Raw genomic sequence first — 13,126 nt, 5'->3', positions numbered from 1 at the left:
GTGGTCCGCTCGCCCTCGTTCCTCATTGACGAGGGCGGCGCCACCACTCACGAGACACGAATGTTTACTGCAGTGCGGCGTTGATCTGTGCGCGCAGCTTTTCTTTAAGACTGGGCGCAGCCCACGAAATGTCTACTGCGTTGAGGCTGAGCTGGGCGAGGAACGCGTGGTCGACCTCGGACTCGTCAGCCAGGAGCTGGAAGTTTTCCGCAATGTAGCCGCCGAAGTAGGCGGGATCATCTGAGTTGACAGTGACCTTGACGCCCCTGTCGGCCAGTTCCTTGATCAGCGGGACTTTGGAGCCGTCGGATACCCACGTATTCGACACAGGGCAGCATGTCAGGCCGATGTTGCTGTCCACCAGATACTGCACGAGTTCCGGGTCTTCGATAACGTTCGTTCCGTGATCGATGCGGTCAACCTTGATGGTGTCGATAAGCTGGCGGATGTGGTCAATGGAGTGGGCGATATCCACGTCGGCGTGCATGGTGAGCAGGAAGCCTTCGCGACGCGCGCGGGCGAACACCTCGGTGAACTTGTCTGGCGCATTTCCCGTTTCATCTGAGTCCAGCCCCACGCCGATGATCCAGTCCTTGTATGGCAGGGCTTCGAGCAGTGTTGCCATCGCGTATTCGGCCTGGAAGTCGCGCAGGAAGCACATGATGAGCGCGGATTGGATGCCCAGGGTGGACTCAGCTTCGAGCTGGGCGCGGTGCAGCCCGCTGATGACGGTGTGGAAGTCAATGCCGCGGCAGGTATGCGCCTGCGGGTCGAAGAACATTTCCACGTAACGCACGTTCTGTTCGGCGGCTCTTGTCAGGTATGCCAGGGCGAGGTCGTAGAAGTCTTCACTGGTGCGCAGCACGTTCATGCCGTCGTAGTAGGAGGCGAGGAATGAGGCTAGGTCGGTAAAGGCGTAGGACTGCCTCACTTCGTCCGGCGTGGATTCTTTCAGGGTGATTCCGTTGCGCTCGGCCAGTGCGAACTTGAGTTCGGGTTCGAGCGTCCCCTCGATATGCAGGTGCAGCTCGACTTTGGGCAGATTGCGAACAAACGGCGAAATTTCCATGGCACTCTTCCTTCGGTGAACGTGCGGGATGCTTGCAGCATGTCTGCCCGCAGAATATCTGTCCGCTCGGCGTCCTCGCAATACACGCCTCGACGATAGCAGGGCCAAATATCCGATTCGTGTCAGTTACGGAGGCATTTTAAGAATCGGCTGCGCAACGCAGAAGGGTTTTCTGCTGGCCAGAAAACGATGGCGCCGCCAGCGTGAGATCCCATTCGTCACTGCGCTCACGCAGAGCGCTGACATCGTCGTTCTCAATCGATTCCACTGTCAGGACGTGGTAGCTGTAGACCGCTCCAGTGACGTCCGTAAAGTAAAGGGCATCTCCGTCCGGAATCTGCGTGAGATCGCGGAATATTCCAGTCGTATTGGAGGCTTCGATGACGAGGTTGCCGTCTGCAGCATTTCCGTATGTGGCAATGGGTTCTTCGGCCGCTTCGTCCGCGGGACTGAGGACGGGAAGTCTCCTGTCAAGCCGTGGAATGTCAAGTATTCCAACGTAGTCGTCACGACCTACGCTGACACTTGACAGGGGTTTGGAGGGTTCTGTTCCCACGATTGCTGGGTGACGCTGCGTCGGCATCTGCTGTTCGATGGCTGACACTGTTCCGTCGAAGGAGCGGGGCTCGCGTCGTCCACTCATCAGCATTGTGAGGACAAGAGCAAGACCAACCAGACACACGACGATCCCAACGATACGCACTGAAGTGCCCAGGCGAATTCGCGGTACTGCCCTTTGCATATCTTTTCGCAGCTGAGCGTCGCCTTCCACGTTCTGATCCCCCATCATCCGTCATCTCTGCGGAGCTTTCATTGTTTCACGTGGGTCAGATGATGTTCTGCTCTCCTGCCTCATTCCTCCAGATAGCGGCGCCTCTGACGCATTGCCATTGCGGCTGCTGTTCCCACTACCAGAATCATTCCCGCCACCGTGTACATCAGAGTTCCGCTTCCACCAGTTTGTGGGATCTCATATGGCTTGTAGTTCTTCACCAGCATTTGCTCAGAGACTTGTCCAGCTCCGGGCTTGGTCACAACACGGCCGTCCCAGCTGAGGTTGTAGCCTTCCGGCGCTTTCAGCTCACTGACAAAATACTCATCGCCGGCGAGGTTGGCGAATTCCACCAAACCATTGTCGTCTGAGATTGCGCTACGCGTCAGGAAATAGGTCGTGCCATTCTTAACCGTAGTGGACGGCACATTTGCGCCGACCTGGGTCTGAAGCGCCTGGAAGTCATCTGTGCCCATCGCCTCCGACTTTTCTGGTGAGTAGAGGCCGAAGATGGCGCCTGGAAGCGGGTCTGTGCACTCAGCGTTTTCGGCGCACGTATCACCGTCAACTTTTCTGAGTGTCAACTGCCACCTGTCGAGTCTGTTGACCGCCATGAAGTGCATCGACCTGGTCGCGTCGTAGACGAATTCTTGTTGGCCGGTAGTCTCAACTGGCGTCTGCCCAGTCGTGTCTACAAATTTCGTCAGCGTAGCTCCAGCTCCGTCGTCAATCTCCGCGATGTGGTACTTGCCACCAGCGCTCCAGACCCACGGCTCACCGCTCTCGACCCATTGGCCGTTCGCGTAGCTGTATTTGTGTTGCGGAGCTATCTCAATTGGCTCTGACTCGGAAGTTCCCTTGGCAATCGGAACCGTCACCACTGCGAAGTTGCGGTTTTGTGCGGTGAGGACATCCCCGATGGTCTTTCCATCGGCCAGATCCGCATTTGTTATCGGATCTCCGCTATAGACCACGAAGCGATAGCTAGTATCGACAGCGGCAGTTGCAGGTTGTCCCTCGGCATCAACCACGGACTTTCGCAAGGTGATGCTATTGGGAACCTGGACCCCAACTTTTTTCGGGATAGCCTGCAGGACCATGTCCTGAGTGCCGGGCGCTACATAGCTGTAGCCGAAAGTGTTGTAGCCAATGGCTCCCCTGGCCGGATTCTCGCCCGCGGCGATCCTGGCATCGAACCGCACTCGAAGCTTCGTCTTCCCAGGCATGAGTTGTTCACTGCCGTCGCGGGTGTCAAAACTGATTCGCAATGCGCGTGAGCTGGGTTTTTGCAATCCCCATGCGTCGCTGGATGCTCCCGCCCAATCTGTCGCATCGAAGGAGGTCTTGTCTGAGAACTCCGCCTTATAGCGTGAAGGATCAATGAGAGTCCATTCACCTGTCTCTGTTTGTGCTTCCACCACAAGATTCGGACTACTCGCAAAGTCAACCTTGAAATCACTCAATCGATCTGGACCCACCCCGAAGGTATATTTATCTTCAGGTTGTGGCAGATTGTTGATGATCGTCATCTTCTGAAGGGCATCGTCCCTATTGTTTTCGACCTCCATGGTGTAGGTGAAGAGGCTCGACTGCTTCGGCAGCGTAATAAAGTCCGGCGATTGCCCCGAGGTCACCTTGTTCTCTGGATTGTCCTTTTCCTCAACAGATTCAACCGATGATGTGTAGGCATCCTGCGCAATCGGAATAGACGCATCCGCCTGGATTGCGGGCACGTCCGGCACTGACGCCCACTTACAGAGCCTTCCAGTGGTCGTGCTGTAGCAGTAATTGCCAGCCTTCGTCGTGTCCGGTTGAGAACGGTCGTTTTCGTTCGACTCTGTCGGCTGGGCATACTTCATATCGTGGGTTGTCGGCGAGCCGCGTTTAACGTCCGCAGGGTCGAACGTGTCCACCGGAAGAGTGACGTAGCCGCTGTTGTAGACCAGGTGATAGTTGCCGTCCTTCTTCGGGTTCGTGGAACTCACACTCATACGCAGGAACTCGCCCGGCGCAAGCGGGTACCCTTTATTTGCGTAAGAACGGCCGGGGGCGTTTAGAGTCTGTGAACTTTCGATCACTCGCACATTGAGACGTAGCTTTGTGGCAGTCCGTGGGTTTCCGTCCCCATCGTTCATCTGTTGCTCAACGGTATCAAGCCACACATGCGCAATCGCGTTACCCGAACGCAGCGCTAGTGGTTCACCATTTACTTCAATTCTCCCAACGCTTCCCCAAGCGGGAGTTTGCGCAGTTATTTGCGCCGACTGCGGGGTGCCATCGGCGGCGTAGGTCCACTCTTTGAAAGTAATAGGCGAAGTAGCGGAAGCGTCAGAGGAGTATCCCGTGGAGAACTCATTCTGTGATTTCTCCAGGACCACTGCACCCGTGAACACATAGCCCTCGTCGAGCACATCCGAAATGACGTAGTCCTCGATCACCTGGTCGGAATCATTATGCGCGGTGATCGCCCACTCGAGAGTATCCGCATATCCAGCGTAGGCAGGATTTGCAGTTCTTTGCCCGTCGGGTCCGGTCTTAGCAACCACGGACTTAGTCACTCCAGGAACTACGGATCCGCGTACAAGATTGACACCTGAAGTGAGCCACTGGGTATTGTCGTCTCCGCCTACGAATCCGGTGGAGTTGGCCGTCGCTGTGTCAATGATGCTGCGGTCACCGTCGTTGAGCGGATTGTTCGCCAATGGCTTGGAGGTGATGCTCACATCAGGATTGGTTTTTACCCCGGTACCGGCGAAATCGTCAAAAGGCATAGCCAGGCCGTTATGCGCCGTTGGCTGCGTGAGCGACTTTTCGCCCGTGATGGCATAGTACTCGAAAGCAACGGTCTCACCCGAGTTGAGGTAGTACTTGCCTCGTGACTCGTCATAGTTCAGGTCCGACCCCTCAAGAGAATTATCGAAGCTGAACGTGATGTGGGTTGGATCAACGGGATTGATCTTGGCGTGGACGCTGGCTCTCTTCACCGATGATTCAGTATTGGTCAGCGACACCGGAACACTCCCCGGCGTGGTCTGCCAGTTCGTGTACTGAATAAAGTCCCCTGGGAACCACGATCTTTCAGGCGGCTGCGTTTTCCCGCCTGGTAACACTTTCAGTTTCACTACGGGCTGGGTGGTTTTCGGCGGACGCCAGCCAAACCCCAATGCTCCCTCGTCATCAAAAACAATCACGTCCGACGAACAGGGATGGGAACTGTCACGAGAGCGGATTTCGCATCCTTCTTGGGAAACCCGAAGCCCTTCGTCGCCGATTCCGGATCCGAATATGAAGCCTTCGGGGAGTTTGTCCTGCACATCGTTGAGGTAGAGCCGCGATTCGCCGTCGTTGTGGATGACGCCGTAATACTGCGCATACTTCACCTGCTTCGTCGCGGTACCTATGGTGCTGTTCTGGTAGAACACACGTCCATTCAGCCCCGTATCTGGAACCAGCACTGGACCGGATACGGATGCTGAGCCACTGCTGCCATCGGCATGATGCCATTCAGTCGATACTCCATTCGGTGTGATTCTGCCGGTAGCCACGACACCCTTTTGAAGTTCTGCACGCGATTCACCTGCAAGATAGTGACTCACCTGAGACTGCGCGTCTTTCACATGCCAGGTATTGAACAGCGACTGGTTCCCGTAGGCCGAGCGATACGCATTCCACTGCTCGCCGGCAGGGAACTTCACCGTCACGTATATATAGGCTGTCTTCGTTAAAGAAATCGTGACATCCTCTGGCCACACGATGAACTGCTGGGTGGGATCTACTTCGCCGTTGGCGGGATTGGCGTTGGTGATCTGCCAAGCGTTCAGATCTCCAGACTCTACGGTCAGCCCATTGTGCTGCGGGAACTCGATACTGACCAGGTCTTTGGTCCACGGCTCTTCGACGAGGCGCTTAGGCAATGCGTCGTAAATGTCCTTTCCAGTGAGCTGGAAGGGTTCCGTTCCCAGACGGGAAAGACCTAACCGATACGTCACGCTGGTACCCGGAGTCAGAGCACTCACCGATGCCGTTTCGTCCTGGTCAGGAGTTTCGCCTTGCTTCGTCACAATACGCTTTTCCGAGGAGAGAGCAGACAGATCCATCTCCGTCTTATCGGTGACTCGAGTATCAGGGGGCATAATCCCGCCGATGTTGATCGCTCCAGGATTGCCTGGCACCGTCGGTTCGAATCCCGTGCGCTCAGGCGCCGTCAAAGTCCGATATGAGACTGTGACAGTGGACGGGTTAGCAAAGTCCTGCGAATTCATATACCAGTAGGTATTTGTCTGCAGACCCTTCTTATCGGCAAGCTGAGTGACTTCGATGCGATCAGCAACGAATGTTTTCTCCGTTACCACGCCTGCGGCGTTCTTTTCCCGGGCAGAGAACACTACTCCCGTGTAGGTTCCCGGTTTGTCGAGAACGTAGTAGGTTGAGCCGTCACGTGTGATGGTTGTGATCCCGTTGGTTCCACCAAGATGCGAGTTGGCATTTGTGGCCGGGACGAGCAGTACTTGGGAACCGGACAGTGCGTCAACCATTGGCAAGGCGTTGTAGTCGGCTTTGCCGCCCCTTCGCTCGAGAGTCAACTGGTAGTCCACGATTGTTCCCGCAGTGATGACGTGTCCGGATTGCTCAACCTTGGCGTTGTTGATATACGCGGCCTTATTGAGAGAAAAGTCCTTTTCCACATTGACTTTATCGGGTACGTCTTTTCCTTCGATATTCACCGTGTTTGTTGTTGCCGCCTCGTCAGGGTCGGCCTTCGTCATCGACTGGTCCTTAACGGTCGCGCGGACCGCGAGCTTGTATTCCTGACCGCCGTGTACCGTCGGAACTTCCCAGGTGAGGGTGTAGAGGGTATTTTCGCCAACTACCAATTGTTTCAATGCGGCGCTGAGAGCTTCCGGATTTCCAACCACGTCTTGCGTATTCCCGCCCTCACGCATGACGGCAAACTTACCTGCCGAAGTCTTGGTGATAGTAAGGCTGGCTGGTTCTGCCTGTGTGCACTCTAGCTGGCTGTCCGGCGTAGTTCCTTTTCCAGAGGTACTCGTGTGCTGAGCAATGGTAGCTGTACACCATCTGGCGTCTGTAACCTTGATACTCGGAGCTGGTTCTAAGTTGAGCATCTGTGCCATTTGCGTGGGACTGACGTAGTAGCCTCTGGGCAGGGCATCGATGATTTTGCCCTGGTCCGCGCGCCCTTCATTGACTGTCCAGGGTGAGGTTCCCTCGTTCTTCACGTCGATCGTGAACTCTACCGGGTCGCCACTGCGATAGGTGGCGTTCGGTTGATCGTGGGTCTTGGTTACCGAGGGTTTCGCTCCGTCCGGTTTGACCGGCGTCTCAATAGTCTTGTTCAGTGTCACCGCCGGCGTATGGGAGTAATTCACCTTGAGATCGAAACTGTTTGTGAAATTGAAGGTGGCATCTTCTGGCGGTACGTATGGACCTTGAGTCGCGCGATCCCACCCCTGCGGCTCCTTGACAAGGAAGAAATCGTCGGCAAACTTGATAGCGAGGTACGTTCCGGGGGTTTCCGGCGTATATGAGAACGAAATCTTTCGCCCGTCAGGGCTCACTGTGAATGTGTGGGTGTTCCACGCATTTCCGCCAAGCCCATTCGAGGCATCAACGCCGAATACGGGGCGTTCTACCCCGTTGACAGTGACTGTTTTGTAATAGAAGTGGGTGTAGTTGACTCCAGTCGCATTCCACCCCTCACGCTTGTCGTAGTCGCTAATCTTCCGCTGCCAGTAACCAGCGTTCTGCAGCTGTGGGAGTACTTCTGGATTAATCTCGATGTTTTCAGGCAAGGTCAGAGTGTCGGTATACACCAGCTTCCCTGATATCGGATCCTGTCCTACCTTGCTGCTACCCGCCGTAAGCGTCGCGTCTTCCACCTGGTAACGCAGTCCCCTGATGTAGAAACGGCCACTCTTCGGGTTGAATGCGACTGACGGATCGACGGGTGCGCCCCAGGCCTCTGTTTCCTTCTTCCATGTGGTGGCAGCCTTGCTCGCGTCTCGCAACTCTTTGTGAGCCTCAAGTTCGTGACGCTCGGTATCCCAGGTAGCAGAGTGGATTCCACATGAAGGTGCAGTATCTGCACTCGGCGCAGGGGCAGTGTCCGAGGCCTGATCGATCTCTTCTGCCCAGATGCTCACTGCACCACCCGGAGAGGCAGGTGAATCGTACTTCACCTTCACTGGAAGAGAGAAGGCGTCGCCAATATTCGACCCCGCCACTTCGATGTAATAGAAATTCTCTGAGTTCGGAACCTTGTTGAAGGTATAGGGATTAGTGTTCGGAGCGGTTTGATAATAGGTGGTGCCGACCTCAAGCTTTGCTGAGGCTGCTCCTGCCAATACGTAGCCCATTTTTGGTCCATCGGCTTTAGTCGCGCTCGTTCCCTGAGATTCAGTGTTTTGGAACTGGAAGTAAACACGGTACGTCTTGTTCGGATCTGCGGCAGTGTTGGAAATACCGATGGTTTGACTGAAAGTTTCTCCTGTGAAACGTCGACTTACACCTCCGTCCAGTGCCGGATCTTTGATAGTCTCTTCGCCGTTCCCGCCGTTTTCGTAATCGGTCTTTACCTCGATATCCCCGGTTTTCAGGCTCGTCAGCACAGATGAGGCTGGATCAGCGGGGCAGCCTTCCGGAACCGCTCCTGCCAGCGGGCCGCTCAATGAAGATGCTTGAACACCCAGTCCCAGCATGGTCAGCAGCAGCGTCAATGATCCGATCACCGCCAGATAGCGGCGCCATCCTTGCAGGCTTTCCACTTTAGCCACGATTCGTAGCCTCCATCTGTGAAGAACGACGTTGGTGCTGTTTCACTCCAGCCACAGTGCCAACACCCATGAGAAGCACGGCGCCAGCTATACGCCACGTTTCGCTCGTGCTTCCTGTATGCGATAGCGGCTTACGTGGTCGCGGCGGAGGCGGAGTGGGACTGGTGTTGGTCACGATATATGTTTCTCCCACTCGGGTATTGCTCGTCACGTAAGAGGTTCCTTGGAGATTCTCCACTCGCTCTGAGACTGTCCATTGATGTCCTCCTTCGTCGCTCCACGAATATACCCACCCGTTAGCAGCGGATAGTGTGACAACTTCAAACAACTGGCCGTCGCGTAACAGGTCAACGGTAATTTGCGAAGGGCGCTCAGCCTTGTTCCCACCGTCATTCCAATGCTTAGTGATCTTGTATTCGACCCCGTGCGTTGGGCGCGGTTCCTTATCAGTCTTGGCTTCAGATGTCACGTCATAGTTGATTTGCCCGCCCTCATCAACTGTCGGAACTGCGATCAGACTTGGGGCAAATGTGTATGTCCACGTTGCGGTCGTTACCGGTGTTGTGAGCACCAGGTATATCCCGACGTGCACGTCATGAAAAGCTGCAGTTCCGGATTGATCGATAGTGGAGATCGCATCGGGTTGGACACTGTTTGCCTGAAGATATGCGGCGAGGGCGTCTGCCAATCCGGCCCAGTCAGTCGGTTGGGCCGAAGTTGAGGTATGAGTAACGGCCTGGTTCCAGCCAACTGCTGCAGCGTATGGAGAAATGTCTGGAACAGCCGGGTAACCAGCAGCCATCTCCGCTATCCGGTATGCACGTACCTGAACAGATTCGGGCGCGACGTTGTCGTGAACCAAGGTTGGATAGTGCATGGAAAGCGAGCCTGGCGTATCCGGATCGACCTGTGAAAAATCAATCGCGAAAAGCGGCGCAGGATCTGCAGCTGCCGTCGCAGGAAGCATCGAGACAGCCGCCATGCACACACTGGCGAAAAGAGCGTATAACGCTCTCCGGAATTTAGCCGGATATGTCATCTGCTCATGCCTTTCACTTGCGAGATCGCTTATGTTGGTACGTGACACTTCTACGGGTGGAGTGTCTTCCAAAGCCGAATATGAATATTCCGAAAAGAATGACGAAAATCGGTACCGATACAACGGAGGAAACCAAGATCGGATCCACTGTCACGGCATCTGCTGCGACGTAGTCCTGCTCGCCTCCCTCGACTCGGTGCCCTCGTACAAGAAGTCGGTGCGTGTTGATCGCGTACGGAGTACACGTGACAAGGGTGACGTAGTCTCGGTCTGGATCGATATTGAGAGTATTGATTTCCTGTGGCTCAACAACTCTGATCTGGTCAACTTCGTATGTGAGCGAACGGTCGAGGACATGCAGGACAAACCTGTCGCCCTCCACGAGCTGATCAAGATCAGTGAAGAGTCGTGCCGTAGGAAGTCCCCTGTGCCCGGACAGTGCAACGTGCGTTCCGCGGCCGCCTCCTGGAAGCGATGTTCCCGGAATGTGGCCGACGCCCGCCTGCAAAACCGCATCGTCAACCGTGTGATAGATCGGAAGACTCACTCGAAGTTTCTTGATTTCCAGATGTCCCATCATTGAGTCATCAGTCACGTTCAATAGTGACTTGTAGTAGTCCAATTGTTCGCGGGAAGGATGCATTCGTGAACGGTTTTTGAGCAAATCCTTGTTGTAACTATCAACGGCCTGCCATTGAGCATCGAAATCTTCCTGGCTCATTCCTGCGACAGCTTCATCGTATTGCGCGATTGCACGGCCTTGATGAAGAGTGTTGATGTAGTTACTGATTGCCGGATACAGCAGAATGACCAATCCGGACAGGAACGCGAAAACCAGAAGTACATCTACGAGTTTGCCCCGTGCACGCTTGTTTTTCGTTGAGTTTTCCTGGTCGGGACCATTTGAATGCGTGAGTCGCTCCCCTTTTGATTTCGCACGTCGGGTGCCCGGAGTTTTCTCCGAGCACCGCGACGTACGAGATGCAGTCATCTGTCAAGAACGATGACTTATGCCTTGCGGCGGCGGTAGATGATACCGATGCCAGCAGCGACCATCAATCCCACACCAAGAACCGTGAAGATCACGGTGCCCATGCCGCCGGTGGTAGGCAGGTCTGAACCTGAGGTGTTCTCGATGTTCAGTTTGACGGTGGCGTCATTAACTGTGCCGGGGGCGGCATTTCCGCCTCCGGGCGTAATGTTCAGTTCGGTGAGCTGGCCCTGCCCCTGGTTGTCTTCAGAGTGAGTGGCGGTAATCGTGAACTGGAAGTACGCATCATCACCTGACGGCAGGTTGTATCCGGTAGGAGCTGCGGTCTCACGAAGGAAGTACGTATCGGCATCCAGGCCCTTGATCGTCCATGCTTCGCTTGCGGCTACGGTGAATTCAGTGCCACCGTCACCATCTGCCCACCCAGTAATCTTGTTGTCGACAATTGTTGCCGACTTCAATTTATCTGAGCTGTACAGACGGAACTTCGCACCGTCCAGCTTGATCGAGGGATCTTTCGAGTCAACCTTTGTTGTGTCCAACTTGTAGGTAAAAACCCATGTGTGATCTTCAGGCGTCTCACCATCGCCGTCACCGTCGTTGACATTCTTCTGATAAATCACCTTCGACCTGTTGCCGTTGCCCTTATTGTCGATCCGCGCGTTCTCATTGACGGTTGCTGAGTAAGTGACGACTACCTTCGAATCAGCACTCAGGGTCGCGCCTGCAGCCTTCGCTGCGGCTTTCAGATCAGCAAAAGAGATCTTGAAGGTGGTACCGCCCTGGTAGTGTCCGCTCTGGTCAGCTGCCGGGTTGGGGCCACTCACTGTATAGCTGCTTGCAGCCACATCTTTCCCGTCGATTGTGACCTTGATGTCGTCGTTGAACGTCAGTCCCTTGGACAGCGTGTCTTCGAAAGCGTAACGGTAAGTGGTGAAGTCAGCGACGTTCGATGGCATCGTACCAGTCAGCGTGAATGGAACTTTCTCTCCGATCTCGTAGTCAGCGGTCTCGCCCTTGGCTTGGGTTGAATCCTCGGTGACTTGCTTGTCGCTTGTCGGAACAGAGCTCTTGGACTGGACAGTCACGTCGTTGACGACCTGCAGAATTGGCGAGGTGAGAGCTGATGCGCTGCTATCTGTATCTTTGATCAGGTAGTAGCCCGGTGCGACTTTCACTGATGTATAGGTGAAAGGAGCTTCGTTGCCGGACTTCGTGAAGGTATCAGCTGGATCCTTTACATGGTCAGTCGCGATCTTCGAAAACTCAGTGACCTCTCCTGCCGAGGCTGTGGCAAGCATATTGGCAACTTCAGCAGCAGTACTGGTAGCTGAGATTCCCTTGGCACTAAATGTGGAGTTAGCTGCCAGCGCGGCAAGCAGGCCCTGCTGATCAACTTGAGCTCCCCACGTGATTGCGGTCAGTTCATTGCTGCCTGCCTTGGGATCACCAGCAAAAATCTGGTAGGCGCCATATGTGTGATCGCCTTCTTGAGAAGTGACTGTGATGGTGTGACCATTTTCCTGGGGCACAGCGTGAGTTGCTGTGCTCGCAAGATTCATTATGCAAAGCGCGAGTGCAAAAACGGCGACGAGTGCGAGAACAACACTCCCACCCCTAACTCGCTTACCTGACGGTAAAGTTTCCATTTTTCCTCCGAAGAACGTGAAGTAGGGACATTGACAGTGTAGCAACAAAAATCCTGAAGCATCTATCACTTCGGCTCGCTTAGCCACCAAATGTCTGCGCAGTCGCCCCCGAAAAGACGGAACTAGCACATTTCAAAGCATAAATATCTGCTCAGCAGGACTTTCGTCACTCTGCAGGTCCCCCGAAACGATGGAGCGGCCATACTGTAAACAACGCCTTCCCCAGAATCTGCTCCTGGGACACAGTGCCGATGACGTTCGAACGACTGTCCACAGAGACGCTTCGGTGGTCTCCTAAAACGAAGAACCTACCTTCCGGCACCTGGTAAGGAAAGTCGATTTCTGAACCGCTTATAGAAATTCCTTGTGTATAGTCTTCATCAAGTTTCATATCGTTAACAATCACCGTGCCGTCATCGTGAATGTCTACCCAGTCTCCCGGCAGACCTATCACACGCTTCAGCAGCACTTTATTGTTGTAATAAAACGCCATGATGTCTCCACGCTCGAAGTGGGACGAATGACTTGCCACGACAAGGTCCCCGTCACTAAACGTCGGCTCCATCGATGTGCCACGTATTTGCAGAACTGAAATAAAAAATGTCGAGATCAGCACGCACACTGCAGCTACGACAACTATCACTTCCAACGCACGTAGGACGAAGCGAGTCTTACGCGAGTAAAAAAAGTCTCGCAAGGATTTCCTGGTCTCCGGGCGACTTTGAGCAGGCTCGTCATCGTATGGCATCTGGGCCGTATTCTCCATTGCGTTCTCCGCTTCGCGTGTACTCCAATGCCCCAATGGTACGTCG

7 protein-coding genes are annotated in these 13,126 nt (G+C 54.7%); all 7 read right to left on the bottom strand.

Features of this window, described 5'->3' with window-relative positions; all coding sequences use genetic code 11:
* Positions 1–64: 64 nt before the first annotated feature.
* The gene (add, locus tag QP093_RS08775; RefSeq protein ID WP_285016130.1) at positions 65–1,069 is read right to left on the bottom strand and encodes an adenosine deaminase; all 1,005 of its coding nucleotides are present in this window, start codon (positions 1,067–1,069) and stop codon (positions 65–67) included.
* Between the two features lie 139 nt (positions 1,070–1,208).
* Complete coding sequence (locus QP093_RS08770; RefSeq protein WP_285016129.1) at positions 1,209–1,859, bottom strand: sortase; 651 nt, start codon at positions 1,857–1,859, stop codon at positions 1,209–1,211.
* Between the two features lie 62 nt (positions 1,860–1,921).
* Positions 1,922–8,635, bottom strand: coding sequence for a SpaA isopeptide-forming pilin-related protein (locus tag QP093_RS08765; protein ID WP_285016128.1), 6,714 nt, complete (start codon positions 8,633–8,635; stop codon positions 1,922–1,924).
* Entirely contained in the window at positions 8,628–9,617 is a 990-nt protein-coding gene (locus QP093_RS08760; protein WP_285016127.1) for a Cna B-type domain-containing protein, read from the bottom strand. Before QP093_RS08760 ends, QP093_RS08765 begins: the two co-directional genes overlap by 8 nt.
* Before the next feature lie 70 nt (positions 9,618–9,687).
* Entirely contained in the window at positions 9,688–10,665 is a 978-nt protein-coding gene (locus tag QP093_RS08755) for a class C sortase (protein ID WP_285016126.1), read from the bottom strand.
* Positions 10,666–10,682: 17 nt separating this feature from the next.
* The gene (locus QP093_RS08750) at positions 10,683–12,314 is read right to left on the bottom strand and encodes a SpaH/EbpB family LPXTG-anchored major pilin (protein WP_285016125.1); all 1,632 of its coding nucleotides are present in this window, start codon (positions 12,312–12,314) and stop codon (positions 10,683–10,685) included.
* 166 nt (positions 12,315–12,480) lie between these two features.
* The gene (gene lepB / locus QP093_RS08745) at positions 12,481–13,080 is read right to left on the bottom strand and encodes a signal peptidase I (RefSeq protein ID WP_285016124.1); all 600 of its coding nucleotides are present in this window, start codon (positions 13,078–13,080) and stop codon (positions 12,481–12,483) included.
* Positions 13,081–13,126: the final 46 nt, after the last annotated feature.

This window comes from Pauljensenia sp. UMB10120 (assembly GCF_030212035.1).
GTDB lineage: Bacteria > Actinomycetota > Actinomycetes > Actinomycetales > Actinomycetaceae > Pauljensenia > Pauljensenia radingae_A.
Note: the sequence above shows the minus strand (reverse complement) of the source record. Positions and strands in the feature narration are given on the sequence as shown.